The sequence below is a fragment of the Pseudomonas sp. IT-P294 genome (assembly GCF_949767865.1).
GTDB lineage: Bacteria > Pseudomonadota > Gammaproteobacteria > Pseudomonadales > Pseudomonadaceae > Aquipseudomonas.
Window position 1 is genome coordinate 286,778 of sequence record NZ_CATKQW010000022.1, and the last position, 13,450, is coordinate 300,227.

Genomic DNA, 13,450 nt, shown 5'->3' on the forward strand with positions numbered 1-13,450 from the left:
TCCGTATTCAAACAATTGCAGGAGTATAACCAGCTTGTTTAAAAGCATCGTCCACAAACTGCGACGGTGCTCACACTTGGCCGTATTGCTGCCCATGACGCAGCCAGCGGTCGAGCAACGGGCTGACGTGATCCGGCCAGCGCTCCAGCAATGCTTGGGCGGCGTCGCGTACGGCGGGTAGCAAATCAGCGTCGCGCATCAGGTCAGCGACCTTGAATTGCAGCAGGCCGGTCTGGCGCGTGCCGAGCATTTCGCCGGGGCCGCGCAGTTCGAGGTCTTTTTCGGCGATGACAAAACCATCGTTGGTTTCACGCATGATGCCCAGTCGTTGACGACCGATCTGCGACAGCGGCGGATGGTAGAGCAGCACGCAATGGCTGGCGGCGCTGCCTCGACCGACACGTCCGCGTAGCTGGTGCAATTGTGCAAGACCCAGGCGCTCAGGGTTTTCAATGATCATCAGGCTGGCGTTCGGTACGTCGACACCGACTTCGATCACCGTGGTGGCGACCAGCAGCTGCAGGTTGCCGGCCTTGAATTCAGCCATGACAGCGGCTTTTTCGGCGGGCTTCATACGCCCGTGGATCAAGCCGACCTTCAGCTCGCCGAGAGCGGCGGTGAGGTCTTCGTAAGTGGTTTCCGCCGCCTGGCAGGTCAGCTCTTCCGACTCTTCGATCAGCGTGCACACCCAATAGGCCTGGCGCCCTTCGGCACACGCACCGCGCACGCGTTCGATGACTTCCACGCGCCGTGTATCGGTGACCAACACGGTGTTGACCGGGGTTCGGCCGGGCGGCAGTTCGTCGAGGATCGAGGTGTCGAGGTCGGCGTAGGCGCTCATGGCCAGCGTCCGTGGGATCGGCGTGGCGGTCATGATCAGCTGATGCGGACACATCCGCCCGCCGACGCCTTTCTGTCGCAACGCCAGACGCTGCTGCACGCCGAAGCGGTGTTGTTCGTCGATGATCGCCAGTGCGAGGTTTTTGAACTGCACTTCTTCCTGGAACAGCGCGTGCGTGCCGACCACCATCGGTGCGCCATTGGCGATCTGTTCCAGCGCGGCCACGCGATTCTTGCCCTTGAGCTTGCCGGCCAGCCACGCGACTTCGATGCCCAGCGGTTCGAGCCAGCGCTTGAAGGTGATGAAGTGCTGTTCGGCGAGAATTTCGGTGGGCGCCATCAGCGCCACTTGGTAACCCGCCTCGAGCGCCTGAAGCGCGGCGAGGGCGGCGACCACGGTTTTGCCCGCGCCGACGTCGCCCTGAATCAGGCGCAGCATTGGTTCGTGCTGGCTGAGGTCGTAGGCGATTTCGTTACCGACCCGTTGCTGGGCGCCGGTTGGCGTAAAGCCCAGGTTGGCGAGGTATTGCGCCGGCAGCCTGGTGGCTTTCGGCATCGCTGGCGCGCGCAGAGAGCGCATGCTTTCGCGCAGGCGTTGCTGGGACAGTTGATGGGTCAGCAGTTCTTCGAACGCCAAACGGTGCTGCGCCCAGTGATGACCGAGGGCGAGTTCATCGACGTCGGCATCGGCGGGCGGGTGATGCAGGTAGCGGATCGCATCGGCCAGTGGCGCGAGTTGATAGTCGCGGGCCAGTTCTGTCGGCAACCAGTCGGGCAGGCTGGTGGGGCCGAGCAGCGTCAGGGTTTGCATGCACAGTTGGCGCAAGCGTTGTTGGGTCAGGCCTTCGGTGAGCGGGTAGACCGGAGTCAGGGTTTCATCCACCGGAGGCGGTTCGTCGCCGCTGATGGCACGGTATTCCGGGTGGTAGATTTCCAGCCCTGACGCGCCGGGCCGTGCTTCGCCGTAGCAGCGAATCCGCGTGCCACGCTTGAGGCCTTCTTTCTGGGCGTTGCTGAAATGGTAGAAGCGCAGGCTGAGCCCGCCGGTGCCGTCCTGCAAGCGAACGACGAGACTGCGGCGCCGGCCCATGACCACGTCGGCGCCGCTGACGGTGCCTTCGATCACGGCGTCTTGCCCCGGTCGCAAATGGCCGATCGGGACCACGCGAGTGCGGTCCTGATAGCGCAGGGGCAGGTGAAACAGCACGTCCTGGAGATTTTCCAGGCCGACCTTGGCCAGTTTCTCGGCCATGGCCTCGCCGACGCCCTTGAGTGCCGTCACCGACACTTGCGACAACTCGGTCATCGCGACTTACGCCGCAACCACCGGCGCGGACGGCTTGGCCACCGAGCACAGGCGAATGGAGTCAGCGAGGATTTCAATCGCTTTCGGTCGCGGGAAGCTCGCGCGCCAGGCGATTGCCACGGTGCGGAACGGCACCGGCGGCGACAGTGGGCGCACTTCAATCACGCCGGGGGCGTAGTGGTGGCTGTCCACGGCCGACAGCGGCAGGATCGAAATGCCGAGGCCGGACGCAACCATGTGGCGGATGGTTTCCAGCGAGCTGGACTCCACTGTGGTGTGCTTGGCGCCGTCGTTGCCTTTGGCCAGGGTCGGGCAGGCTTCGAGCACTTGATCGCGGAAGCAGTGGCCTTCGCCGAGCAGCAGCAGGCTCTTGTCGTTGAGCAGGGCGGCGTCGATGGATTCTTTTTGCGTCCACGGGTGCTGGGCCGGCATCAGGACGTAGAACGGCTCGTCATAGAGCTGCAGGGTCAGGACGTCGGCTTCGTTGAACGGCAGGGCGATGATGATCGCGTCCAGCTCGCCGTTGCGCAGTTTGTCGCGCAGCACATGGGTGAAGTTTTCTTCGATGTACAACGGCATCTGCGGGGCGACCCGGTGCAGTTGCGGAATCAGGTGCGGGAACAGGTACGGGCCGACGGTGTAGATCGCGCCGACTTTCAGCGGGGCGGTCAGCTGGTTCTTGCCGGCCTGGGCCAGTTCGCGAATGCCTTGGGCTTGTTCCAGGACTTTCTGTGCCTGAGCCACGATGCCTTCGCCGACCGGGGTCAGGCGCACGGCACTCTTGCTGCGCTCGAAAATCAGCACACCGAGTTCGTCTTCAAGCTTTTTCACGCCCACCGACAGGGTCGGTTGACTGACGTGGCAACGCTCGGCCGCATGGCCAAAGTGCTGCTCTTGGGCGAGGGTAACGATGTAGCGTAATTCTGTGAGGGTCATAGCAAGCGTCCATGAAGTTGCGGGCCAAGCATACCGGCTGCAATCGATAGACGCACGTTATCAGACTGGGTGTGGTGAGTGACACTGGGTAATGCCGGTTTGCCGCTGGCAGGTATGAATAAGGCACCTTTCGGTGCCTTTATTGGCTTTGCACATAACCCCTGTGGGAGCGAGCCTGCTCGCGATGAAGTCATCACATTCAACATCATCGTTGACTGTTAGACCGCTATCGCGAGCAGGCTCACTCCCACATTGGGTTGGTGTTGCGTTTAGCGGCGGCGTTTTTCCAGCGAATAAACAAACGGTGCAACGATTTCGATCGGGCCGTTTTTCAGCATGTCGGCCGGGGGCTTGGGCAGCGGCTGTGCGCGTCGGATCATTTCCAGGGTGGCCCGGTCCAGATCGGCATTGCCAGAGAGGCCCACCAGTTCGAATGACAACACATTACCTTCACCATCCACCACGAAGCGCAGACGGTTCAAACCTTCCTTGCCCCGCGACTGTGCGCTGGCTGGATACTTTTTGTACTTGCCCAAGTGCGCAAGCAAAGTGCCTTCCCAACTGGCTTTGGCGGCCTGTTGTGCTGGCGATGGACCGGGTGCCGGTTGGGCGGATTTCTCCGTCGGCGCCTGGGTCGGTTGCGCGTCGCTAGGCTTTTCCTCGGACGGTTTCTCCTTCGGCGGCTCCGGCTTTTTCTCCACAGGCTTGGGCGGTTGCGGCTTGGGCTTGGGTTTGACCGGTTTCGGCACGGCGATCTCGGCCTTCGGCACTTCTGCCAGTTTCGGGATCGGCAGTTCTTCCACCGGGGCCGGTGGCTGTGGCGGCGTGACGACCTTCGGCGGTGCCGGCGGTGGCGGCGCGGGAACCGGTGCCAGCTCGACCATCATCGCCTGCGGAGGCAGCTCGACGGGTGGTCGCGCAGTCCAGTTCATCGCCAGCGCAATGGCCAGCGCATGGACGCCCAGCACCACGGCCAGGCTCGCGCTATAACGCGTCAGCTTATGGCGCGTCGTGATCATTTCTTGGCTGCCGTCTCGAGTCCGACCAGGCCCACCTTCAGGTAGCCGGCAGAGCGCAGGTTGTCCATCACGCTCATGAGGTCGCCATAATCCACGCCTTTATCGGCCTGGAAGAAGATCGTCGTGTCTTTCTTGCCCTGGGTCCTGGCGTCGAGGGTGGCGCCGAGTGCTTCGGCCTTCACTTCTTCTTCGCCGAGGTACAGGCGCTGGTCGGCCTTAACGCTGAGGAACACCGGTTTCTCTGGCCGCGGCGCCGGTTTGGCGCTCGACGCTGGCAGGTCGACCTTGATGTCCACGGTGGCCAATGGTGCCGCCACCATGAAGATGATCAGCAGCACCAGCATCACGTCGATAAACGGGGTGACGTTGATTTCGTGGTTCTCGGCCAGATCGTCGTCTGCGCCTTCTTTCAAATGCAAGCCCATGGCGGATTACCCTACTTTGACCATGTGGGGTTGCGTGGTGCGCTCGGCGGTCGGCAGGTGATCGAGGTCACGGCTGACCAGCAGCAGGACTTCAGCCGAGGCATCGGACACTTGCGCCTTGTAACCGGCAATCGAGCGGGCGAAGACGTTGTAGATCACTACCGCAGGAATCGCCGCGACCAGGCCCAACGCAGTGGCCAGCAGGGCTTCAGCGATGCCGGGGGCGACGACGGCGAGGTTGGTGGTCTGGGTTTTGGCAATGCCGATGAAGCTGTTCATGATGCCCCACACGGTACCGAACAGACCCACGAATGGCGCGGTAGAACCGATGGTGGCGAGGACGCCGGTACCGCTGCTCATGTTGCGACCGCAGGCTGCAACCAGACGCTCGAGACGGAAGGCAACACGTTCCTTGATACCCTCTTTCTCGCGGCTGTTGACCGACAGGCGCATCTCTTCGAGGGCGTCATGTACCAGCAGGTTGGCGAGGGTGCCAGGCTTGGTGGCGGTCGCACTGGCTTCTCTAAGGGTGGTGGCTTTTTTCAGGTGGACGATTTCGCTGCGCAGACGACGCTTGGCGCCTAACAGCTCGAAACCCTTGGCGATCCAGATGGTCCAGGTGATGATCGACGCGATGGCCAGGCCGATCATCACGATTTTCACGATGATGTCGGCGTTCTGGTACATGCCCCATGGCGACAGGTCGTGGGCCATGCCCAGGCTGTTGTCGGCTTCAAGGACTTCAGGAGCGTCCTGGGGGACTACTGCCTGCGCCGGGTCGGTCGCGGCAGGCGTTACAGTCGGGGCGGCGTGATCGGAGGGCGCTGGAGCTGCGGTACTGGTGGCCGGAGTTGCAGGCGCTTGTACGTCAGCGAATGCGGCTATGGGCGCCAGCATCAGGCTGAGCAACAGGGCGGCCGCAACGCTCCAGGCGCGAGGTCGTTTGGTTGGCGAAGCGGAGAATTGATTGCGTGTCATGCTGGCCGGACCTGAGAGAGAAAATAGGGTAAATGTTCTTCCAGGCCTCGTGAGGCCGAGAACAAAAGTGGCGGGTATTATTGCAATTAATTCTTGTTAACAAAAGTGAAAGCGTCTCTTTTTTCTTTCATCGCTAGCCGCTCGTCCATTGCTGGCGCTAGTCTGTGGCTTTCCAAGAGGAGTTTCTTGATGTCCGCGCCTTCTGTTTTGATTGCCGGCTGTGGTGATGTCGGCAGTCGTCTGGCCACGCAATTGCTGGCCTCCGGGTGGGAGGTTCATGGCTTGAGGCGTGACATCTCACGTCTGCCCGAGGGGGTCATTGGCGTTGCCGGCGACTTGTTCAATAAGGACTGTCCCGAGACTTGGCCCATTGGTGCGGTGGATTACCTCGTGTATTGCGCGGCCGCTACGGATCACGATGAAGCCGGTTACCGCGCCGCTTATGTCGAAGGTTTGCAACATGTGCTGGAGTGGCTGGACGACTATGGTCAGGTGCCCAATCGTCTGCTGTTTGTTTCCAGCAGCAGTGTGTATGGCCAGCAGGATGGCGAGTGGGTGGACGAGACTTCGCCGGCTGAGGCGGGGACCGGCTATTCCGGTCGCTTGATGCTGGAGGCCGAGCAAATTGCGCTCAACAGCGGCATCCCGGCCAGCATCGTGCGCTTGACCGGCATTTACGGCCCTGGCCGCGAATGGCTGCTGACCCAGGTTCGGCGCGGTTATCGCGTGGCCGTTGATCCGCCGCTGTACGGCAATCGCATTCACGCCGATGACGCGGCGGGACTCATGGCGTTTCTGCTTGAGGCGGATCGACGCGGCGTGGCGCTGGATGATGTCTATATCGGTGTCGACGATGCGCCTGCGCCACTGGCGGAAGTGGTGGGCTGGTTGCGCGAATATCTGGGTGTCACCGAATGGGCTGAAGATGCAAGCGTGCGCCGTACTGGCAGCAAGCAGTGCAGTAACGCACGGGCGAAGGCCTTGGGGTGGGCTCCGAAGTATCCGAGTTATCGCGAAGGTTACGCTGCGATTATCGAAGGGCGCTGCTGACTTCGATACACCCTAAAACAACTGTGGGAGCGGGCTTGCCCGCGATGGCGTCAGACCAGTCACTATCAACGGTGGCTGATGCATCGCTATCGCGGGCAAGCCTGCTCCCACAGGGTTATCTATTGGCTTCAGGGCCGGGTTACTGCTTTTCCAGCAACCACTTGCGCTCGCCGGGTGTGAACTGAGGCATTTCATCTGCCTGTGCGGTATTCACAGCCTGCAGAATTTCCAGCTCCTTGCCCTTGCGCGCAAAGATCCAGGTATTGCCCTGGCCACTGAGTTGCAGCCACATGTTGTCGTTGCCGCCGCTCATCGAGGCGCAGTCGCCCGCCAGGCACAAGGCGTAACGATCGGCCCCCGGAAGACCGGCAACCTGGCCATCGGCCTGGAATTGCACGGAGCTGCCTTCGCCCGGACCGCTGACGATTTTCCAGCTGCCGCCCATGTAGGCGGTGTACAGCGCACGTTCGAAGCTGGCGCCAATCGGTGCGCCGTCCGGCACCTGAATCAGCGCACGTTCAAAGACCTGCTCCGGTTCGTTGTCGTTGGCGGCCTGGTTCAGTCGCTTGCCGTCTCGCTTGAGCTCGCTCGCGGAGCTGCCATAAAAGTCGACTTTCCATCCGCCGGACTCTTCGCCCAGCAGCTTGCCTTCGACATTTTCAAAACCGTTGGTGTAGCGAGCCTGAGCGGCCTTGGTGTTGACGTTCCACTCAAGGTTCGGACCATAGGCCTGGAGCGCTTCACGCAGGGGACCGCCTTTGGCCGCAGCGTCGATTGCGGCCTGATTGATCCAGGTGCCGCTGATATCACGATCGGCCGGATTGCTGGCACAGCCGCCCAAGAACAGGGCAACCAGCGAGAGAGCTAGCGCTTTGCGCATTTTGGAATCCTTTCAGAACCCTTTTTTTACAAGATCGGTAGGCGCAACCTCAAAAGGCTGCGCCGTACGCATTTACTCGATGACCAGAATGGCATCCATCTCGACCTGCGAACCCTTTGGCAGGGCTGCTACGCCGATTGCGGCGCGGGCAGGGTAAGGTTGGTCGAAGTATTTGCCCATGATCTCGTTGACCTTGGCGAAGTGGCTCAGGTCGGTGAGGAAGATGTTCAGTTTGACGATGTCCTTGAACGAACCGCCAGCCGCTTCGGCGACCGCTTTGAGGTTCTCGAACACCTGGACGGTCTGGGCTTCGAAGCCTTCAACCAGTTCCATGGTTTTTGGGTCCAGAGGAATCTGACCCGACATGTAAACGGTGTTGCCAGCCTTGATCGCCTGGGAGTAAGTACCGATAGCGGCCGGGGCCTTGTCGCTGGTGATAACAGTCTTGGTCATGAATGACTCCTTGTAATAGGTTGGCTTACGCGCGCATGCGGGTGATGCGAATCACCCCGGTCAGTGCGCGCAGTTTCTTGATCACGCGGGCCAGGTGCACGCGGTCGTGCACGCTGACTACCAGTTGGACCACGCTGATACGACCATCGCGTTCGTCCATGCTGATTTTTTCGATATTGCCGTCGGCCGCGTTGACGCTGCTGGCCAACAGGGCGATCAGGCCACGCTGGTGCTCCAGCTCGACGCGCAGCTCGACGTTGAATTCGCCGGTGACATCCTTGGCCCACGAGAGCTGGATGCATTTTTCCGGGTTGTGGCGGATTTCGCTGATGTTGCGGCAGTTGTCTAGGTGCACAACCATGCCTTTGCCTGCCGACAGGTGACCGACAATCGGGTCGCCCGGGATCGGCGTGCAGCACTTGGCGTAGCTGAGCACCAAACCTTCGGTGCCGCGAATCGCCAGCGGGCCCTCCGGGCTTGGCAACTGTTCGCCTTCGCCGAGCAGGCGGCGGGCGACCACATAAGCCATGCGATTGCCCAGGCCGATGTCTTCGAGCAGGTCTTCGATCAGTTCCAGGCGGTATTCGGTGAGCATCGCCTTGACGCGCTCGGCCGGGACTTTCTCCAGCGAGCTGTCGAAGCCATTCAGCACCTTGTTCAACAGGCGTTCGCCCAGGCTGATGGATTCGGAACGGCGTTGCAGTTTCAGCGCGTGGCGGATGTGCGTGCGCGCCTTGCCGGTGACCACAAAGTTGAGCCACGCCGGGTTCGGCCGTGCGCCAGGTGCGCTGACGATCTCGACCGTGGAGCCGCTTTGCAGCGGTTCGGACAGCGGTGCGAGACGACGGTTGATCCGACAGGCGATGCAGCTGTTGCCCACGTCGGTGTGCACCGCGTAAGCGAAGTCGACCGCCGTGGAGCCTTTTGGCAGCTCCATGATCCGGCCTTTGGGGGTAAACACGTAGACCTCGTCCGGGAACAGGTCGATCTTCACGCTCTCGATGAATTCCAGCGAGTTGCCGGCGCGTTGCTGCATTTCCAGCACGCCCTTGACCCACTGCCGGGCGCGAGCGTGAGTGCCTTTGGGCTGCTCGTCACCGCTGGATTTATACAGCCAATGGGCAGCGATGCCGTTGTTGGCCATCTCTTCCATTTCACGGGTGCGGATCTGGATCTCGATCGGAACACCGTGCATGCCGAACAGCGTGGTGTGCAGCGACTGGTAGCCGTTGGCCTTGGGGATGGCGATGTAATCCTTGAAACGCCCCGGCAACGGTTTGTACAAATTATGCACAGCACCCAGCACGCGATAGCAGGTATCGACCTTGTCGACGATGATCCGGAACGCATAAACGTCCATGATCTCGTTGAAGGCCCGACGCTTGCCGCGCATTTTCTTGTAGATGCCGTAGAGGTGTTTCTGACGACCGCTGACCTCGCCTTGAATGCCATCGATGGCCAGGCAGTGGCTGAGGGATTCCTCGATCTTGTTGACGATTTCCTTGCGGTTGCCCCGGGCGCGTTTGACCGCCTGGTTGATCCGCGCGGAACGCATCGGGTGCATGGCCTTGAAACCGAGGTCTTCGAACTCTATGCGGATGGCGTGCATGCCCAGCCGGTTGGCGATGGGCGCATAGATTTCCAGGGTTTCCTTGGCGATCCGGCGGCGTTTTTCGCCAGACAGGACTTCCAGCGTGCGCATGTTGTGCAGGCGGTCAGCCAGCTTGACCAGGATCACGCGAATGTCGCGGGCCATGGCCATGGCCATTTTCTGGAAGTTTTCGGCTTGAGCTTCGGCTTTGGTCTCGAAGTTCATCTGGGTCAGTTTGCTGACCCCATCGACCAGTTCGGCCACGGTTTCACCGAACTGCGCTTGCAGCGCTTCTTTGGCAATACCGGTGTCTTCGATCACGTCATGCAGCATCGCAGCCATCAAACTCTGATGGTCCATGTGCATGTCGGCAAGAATGTTCGCCACCGCAAGAGGATGCGTGACGTACGCCTCACCGCTGCGGCGGCGTTGGCCGTCGTGGGCTTGTTCGGCGTAGAAGTACGCTCGGCGGACCAGATTGACCTGGTCCTTGCCGAGGTAGGTCGATAAGCGATCGGCGAGGGCGTCTATGCTCGGCATGATGAATCCTGCCGTTCGCTGTGACCCCGCGCCGTGCTACGTCGACCAGGCATGGCTTAGACGGCCTCGTTGGACTCGTCCTCGAACGCTGCGAACAGCGGTTCGTCTTCGACGATTTCAGCATTGGCGATGAACTCGTAGCTCATCAGGCCTTCAGCGATTTCACGCAGCGCTACAACGGTAGGCTTGTCGTTTTCCCACTGAACCAGGGGCTCTTTGCCGCCGGTGGCCAATTGACGGGCACGCTTGGTAGACAGCATGACCAGCTCAAAGCGGTTTTCCACGTGGTTTAGGCAATCTTCAACGGTTACGCGGGCCATGGTATTCCTCGGAGCGAATGCAATATGCGCGCTGCCCGGTTGGGCGAGCGGACTCAACAGTTTAAAAAATCACCAGCGTTTAGGGAAGCGCTGATTTTTTGACCAGGCTCTTCAACGCGCTGCAAGTGCCAATGTAAAGCCCTTGCAGCGGTTTTGGGAAGCGCTGTTTCAGCCCAGCAATTCAGCCAGCAACATGCCGAAACGCACCTGTTGGCGCTTCTGTTGCAATTGATTGGCGCGGAAAATCGCCTTCAGATCATCCAGTGCGTGGGAGAAATCGTCATTGATGATCAGGTAGTCGTACTCGACATAGTGGCTCATTTCGTTGACGGCTTCACGCATCCGGCCGGCAATGATCTCGTCGCTGTCCTGGCCACGGTTGGTCAGGCGCTGGTGCAACGCTTGCAGCGATGGCGGCAGAATGAAGATCGAACGCGCCTGAGGCATCAGCTTGCGCACTTGCTCGGCGCCTTGCCAGTCGATTTCCAGAATCAGGTCGTGGCCTTCGTCCAGCGTCTGCTGCAGATGGCTTTGCGAGGTGCCGTAGAAGTTGCCAAATACTTCGGCGCGTTCCAGGAAATCGCCGTGTTCGCCCATTTTCACAAACGCTTCGCGGCTCACGAAATGGTAGTTCACACCGTCCACTTCACCCGGACGCATGGCGCGGGTGGTGTGGGAAATCGATACGCGGATCTCCGGATTGGTGTCGGTCAGGGCCTTGACCAGGCTGCTCTTGCCCGCGCCCGAAGGGGCGGAAATGATGTACAGGGTGCCGGTGCTGTGGGTCATGTCTGTTTGCCTTACTCAATATTCTGCACTTGTTCGCGCATCTGCTCGATCAACACTTTGAGGTTGACCGCCGCTTGGGTGCTGCGCGGGTCGAAGGCTTTGGAGCCCAGTGTGTTGGCTTCACGGTTGAGTTCCTGCATCAGGAAGTCCAGGCGCCGACCGGCAGCGCCACCGGACTTGAGCACCCGGCGAACTTCGATGATGTGAGTGCTCAGGCGATCCAGTTCTTCGGCGACGTCGCTCTTTTGCGCGAGCATGACCATTTCCTGTTCTAGCCGCTGCGGGTCCATCTCGGCCTTCATGTCGGCAAAGCGGTCGAGGACTTTCTGGCGTTGGGTCGCGAGCATTTGCGGGACCAGTTCACGCAAGGTGACAACGTCTGCTTCGATGGCGGTCAGTCGATCGCTGATCAGCCGTGCCAGCTCCGCGCCTTCGCGCTCGCGGCCGGCCTTGAGTTCTTTCAAACCTTCGTTGAACAGTGCCAGTGCCTCGGCGTTCAAGGCTTGCGGGTCGGTCGCATCGCCTACCAGCACGCCAGGCCAGGCCAGGACTTCCAGTGGATTGAGCGCGGCCGGGTTCTTGATCAGGCCGGCGATCGTCTCGGCGGCGGCGACCAATTGGGCGGCGCGCTCGCGGTCCACTTGCAGTGGCTTGTCAGTGTTTTCTTCGGTGAAGCGCAGGGTGCATTCGAGTTTGCCTCGGGATATACCCTGGCGCAGCGCTTCGCGTACGGCGCCCTCGAGGTCGCGAAACGACTCCGGCAGACGCAAGTGCGGCTCCAGGTAGCGACTGTTGACCGAGCGCAGTTCCCAGCTCAGCGTGCCTTGGGCGCCGGCTTTTTCGACACGGGCGAAGGCGGTCATGCTGTGCACCATGGAGGTACCTCGCAATGCAGGTTCATGCGTTACCAAAGGTTTCGCAGACCCGATCTAAATGAATTTAAGCCCAGAGGCAGCAAAGGCGCAGGATTGTAGCGCAGTGGGGCGGATGCGCCCAAACACACGGCGTGACAAAGGGCTGCAGGCCGTCGGTAAAGCGGTGTCCTAAGCTCTGATCAGGGCCTTCAATCGTCGGGCAGATTTTTTAGACGTGCCCAGTCTTCGCCGGCGGCTCTATAATGCTCGGCAGTTTTCCGTCCCCAGTACAGGTATTCCCTATGAAACGTCCAAGTGGTCGCGCTGCCGATCAGCTCCGCTCGATCCGCATTACCCGCAACTACACCAAACACGCCGAGGGTTCTGTGCTGGTCGAGTTCGGTGATACCAAAGTCATCTGCACCGTCAGTGTTGAAAATGGCGTGCCGCGTTTCCTCAAAGGCCAGGGCCAGGGCTGGTTGACCGCCGAATACGGCATGCTGCCGCGCGCCACCGGCGAGCGTAACCAGCGTGAAGCCAGTCGCGGCAAGCAAGGCGGCCGTACCCTGGAAATCCAGCGTCTGATCGGTCGTTCCCTGCGCGCTTCCCTGGACATGTCCAAGCTGGGCGACGTCACCCTGTACGTCGACTGTGACGTGATTCAGGCAGACGGCGGCACCCGCACCGCGTCCATCACCGGCGCCATGGTTGCGCTGGTCGATGCCTTGAAAGTGATCAAGAAGCGTGGCGGCCTGAAAGGCGGCGACCCGCTCAAGCAAATGATCGCTGCCGTTTCGGTTGGCATGTACCAGGGCGAGCCGGTCCTCGACCTCGACTATCTGGAAGACTCGGCTGCCGAGACCGACCTGAACGTGGTGATGACCAGCACCGGCGGCTTCATCGAAGTCCAGGGCACTGCCGAAGGCGCACCGTTCCAGCCGGAAGAGCTGAACGCTATGCTGGAGCTGGCGAAGAAAGGCATGACCGAGATCTTCGAACTGCAAAAGGCCGCACTGGCCGACTGATCGGATGTTCCACGCAAGGAGGACACCATGAGTGACGAGCAGCAGCTGCTTCCCATCCCGAGCAAAGATGTTCGGCAGTGGGCGATGTTTTGTCACCTGTCCGCCTTGCTGGGGATCTGGATTCCATTTGGCACGTTGATCGGCCCGCTGATTCTCTGGCAGATGAAGCGCGAGATGGACCCGTTTGTCGATGCACAGGGCAAGGAGGCGCTGAACTTTCAGATCACCGTCGCCATTGCCTCCGCCATCTGCTTCCTGCTGATGGTGGTGATCATCGGGTTCTTCCTGTTTGGTCTGGTGGCGATTGGCGCGTTGGTGCTGACGATCATCGCAGGCGTGAAAGCCAATGAAGGGGTGCCGTATCGGTATCCGTTCACCTGGCGATTGATCAAATAATAGCCAGCAAAGATTCCCTGTGGGAGCGGGCTTGCCCGCGATAGCGAT

14 protein-coding genes are annotated in these 13,450 nt (G+C 60.7%); 3 read left to right on the forward strand and 11 right to left on the reverse strand.

Annotated elements, in window-relative coordinates; all coding sequences use genetic code 11:
• Nucleotides 1–70: 70 nt before the first annotated feature.
• The 5 genes from recG to exbB all read right to left on the reverse strand — a co-directional run bounded on the left by recG (nt 71) and on the right by exbB (nt 5,504).
• Nucleotides 71–2,146 carry an ATP-dependent DNA helicase RecG gene (recG, locus tag ACM6I0_RS16445; protein ID WP_285431660.1) on the reverse strand — a complete coding sequence of 692 codons (2,076 nt, stop codon included), beginning with the start codon at nt 2,144–2,146 and terminating at the stop codon, nt 71–73.
• Between the two features lie 6 nt (nt 2,147–2,152).
• Nucleotides 2,153–3,082: a hydrogen peroxide-inducible genes activator gene (locus ACM6I0_RS16450; protein ID WP_090177974.1), complete on the reverse strand. Its 930-nt coding sequence runs from the start codon at nt 3,080–3,082 to the stop codon at nt 2,153–2,155.
• Nucleotides 3,083–3,351: 269 nt separating this feature from the next.
• Nucleotides 3,352–4,101, reverse strand: a complete 750-nt coding sequence (locus ACM6I0_RS16455) for an energy transducer TonB family protein (RefSeq protein WP_414922824.1) — start codon at nt 4,099–4,101, stop codon at nt 3,352–3,354.
• On the reverse strand, nt 4,098–4,526 hold the full coding sequence (gene exbD, locus ACM6I0_RS16460; RefSeq protein WP_285431662.1) for a TonB system transport protein ExbD: 429 nt from the start codon (nt 4,524–4,526) through the stop codon (nt 4,098–4,100). The genes ACM6I0_RS16455 and exbD overlap by 4 nt, the downstream gene beginning before the upstream one ends.
• A 6-nt stretch (nt 4,527–4,532) precedes the next feature.
• On the reverse strand, nt 4,533–5,504 hold the full coding sequence (exbB, locus tag ACM6I0_RS16465) for a tonB-system energizer ExbB (RefSeq protein ID WP_414922825.1): 972 nt from the start codon (nt 5,502–5,504) through the stop codon (nt 4,533–4,535).
• Nucleotides 5,505–5,693: 189 nt separating this feature from the next.
• On the opposite strand from exbB, the gene ACM6I0_RS16470 reads away from it, so the two are divergent.
• Nucleotides 5,694–6,554, forward strand: a complete 861-nt coding sequence (locus ACM6I0_RS16470; RefSeq protein WP_414922826.1) for an SDR family oxidoreductase — start codon at nt 5,694–5,696, stop codon at nt 6,552–6,554.
• Nucleotides 6,555–6,693: 139 nt separating this feature from the next.
• Here ACM6I0_RS16470 and ACM6I0_RS16475 read toward each other — a convergent pair whose 3' ends face one another.
• The 6 genes from ACM6I0_RS16475 to ACM6I0_RS16500 form a co-directional block, all read right to left on the reverse strand.
• Nucleotides 6,694–7,434, reverse strand: a complete 741-nt coding sequence (locus ACM6I0_RS16475) for a hypothetical protein (RefSeq protein ID WP_285431665.1) — start codon at nt 7,432–7,434, stop codon at nt 6,694–6,696.
• A 72-nt stretch (nt 7,435–7,506) separates the two neighbouring features.
• Nucleotides 7,507–7,887, reverse strand: coding sequence for a RidA family protein (locus ACM6I0_RS16480; protein WP_003229509.1), 381 nt, complete (start codon nt 7,885–7,887; stop codon nt 7,507–7,509).
• 25 nt (nt 7,888–7,912) lie between these two features.
• Nucleotides 7,913–10,018 (reverse strand): bifunctional GTP diphosphokinase/guanosine-3',5'-bis pyrophosphate 3'-pyrophosphohydrolase, encoded by a 2,106-nt coding sequence (spoT, locus tag ACM6I0_RS16485; RefSeq protein WP_090177991.1) that lies wholly within the window; start codon nt 10,016–10,018, stop codon nt 7,913–7,915.
• 56 nt (nt 10,019–10,074) lie between these two features.
• Nucleotides 10,075–10,338 carry a DNA-directed RNA polymerase subunit omega gene (gene rpoZ / locus ACM6I0_RS16490; protein ID WP_007894670.1) on the reverse strand — a complete coding sequence of 88 codons (264 nt, stop codon included), beginning with the start codon at nt 10,336–10,338 and terminating at the stop codon, nt 10,075–10,077.
• Between the two features lie 168 nt (nt 10,339–10,506).
• Nucleotides 10,507–11,127: a guanylate kinase gene (gene gmk / locus ACM6I0_RS16495; protein ID WP_208670868.1), complete on the reverse strand. Its 621-nt coding sequence runs from the start codon at nt 11,125–11,127 to the stop codon at nt 10,507–10,509.
• Between the two features lie 11 nt (nt 11,128–11,138).
• Complete coding sequence (locus ACM6I0_RS16500) at nt 11,139–12,002, reverse strand: YicC/YloC family endoribonuclease (RefSeq protein WP_285431666.1); 864 nt, start codon at nt 12,000–12,002, stop codon at nt 11,139–11,141.
• A gap of 281 nt (nt 12,003–12,283) precedes the next feature.
• On the opposite strand from ACM6I0_RS16500, the gene rph reads away from it, so the two are divergent.
• On the forward strand, nt 12,284–13,006 hold the full coding sequence (rph, locus tag ACM6I0_RS16505) for a ribonuclease PH (protein ID WP_010465211.1): 723 nt from the start codon (nt 12,284–12,286) through the stop codon (nt 13,004–13,006).
• Nucleotides 13,007–13,033: 27 nt separating this feature from the next.
• Nucleotides 13,034–13,402: a DUF4870 domain-containing protein gene (locus ACM6I0_RS16510; protein ID WP_090178001.1), complete on the forward strand. Its 369-nt coding sequence runs from the start codon at nt 13,034–13,036 to the stop codon at nt 13,400–13,402.
• The last annotated feature ends 48 nt before the right edge of the window (nt 13,403–13,450 follow it).

Coding starts and splice junctions, on each gene's coding strand:
- rph (WP_010465211.1), top strand. CDS start 12,284: ATGAAACGTCCAAGTGGTCGCGCTGCCGATCAGCTCCGCTCGATCCGC.
- gmk (WP_208670868.1), bottom strand. CDS start 11,127: ATGACCCACAGCACCGGCACCCTGTACATCATTTCCGCCCCTTCGGGC.
- rpoZ (WP_007894670.1), bottom strand. CDS start 10,338: ATGGCCCGCGTAACCGTTGAAGATTGCCTAAACCACGTGGAAAACCGC.
- exbD (WP_285431662.1), bottom strand. CDS start 4,526: ATGGGCTTGCATTTGAAAGAAGGCGCAGACGACGATCTGGCCGAGAAC.
- ACM6I0_RS16470 (WP_414922826.1), top strand. CDS start 5,694: ATGTCCGCGCCTTCTGTTTTGATTGCCGGCTGTGGTGATGTCGGCAGT.
- ACM6I0_RS16475 (WP_285431665.1), bottom strand. CDS start 7,434: ATGCGCAAAGCGCTAGCTCTCTCGCTGGTTGCCCTGTTCTTGGGCGGC.
- ACM6I0_RS16450 (WP_090177974.1), bottom strand. CDS start 3,082: ATGACCCTCACAGAATTACGCTACATCGTTACCCTCGCCCAAGAGCAG.
- ACM6I0_RS16500 (WP_285431666.1), bottom strand. CDS start 12,002: ATGGTGCACAGCATGACCGCCTTCGCCCGTGTCGAAAAAGCCGGCGCC.
- ACM6I0_RS16510 (WP_090178001.1), top strand. CDS start 13,034: ATGAGTGACGAGCAGCAGCTGCTTCCCATCCCGAGCAAAGATGTTCGG.
- exbB (WP_414922825.1), bottom strand. CDS start 5,504: ATGACACGCAATCAATTCTCCGCTTCGCCAACCAAACGACCTCGCGCC.
- ACM6I0_RS16455 (WP_414922824.1), bottom strand. CDS start 4,101: ATGATCACGACGCGCCATAAGCTGACGCGTTATAGCGCGAGCCTGGCC.
- ACM6I0_RS16480 (WP_003229509.1), bottom strand. CDS start 7,887: ATGACCAAGACTGTTATCACCAGCGACAAGGCCCCGGCCGCTATCGGT.
- recG (WP_285431660.1), bottom strand. CDS start 2,146: ATGACCGAGTTGTCGCAAGTGTCGGTGACGGCACTCAAGGGCGTCGGC.
- spoT (WP_090177991.1), bottom strand. CDS start 10,018: ATGCCGAGCATAGACGCCCTCGCCGATCGCTTATCGACCTACCTCGGC.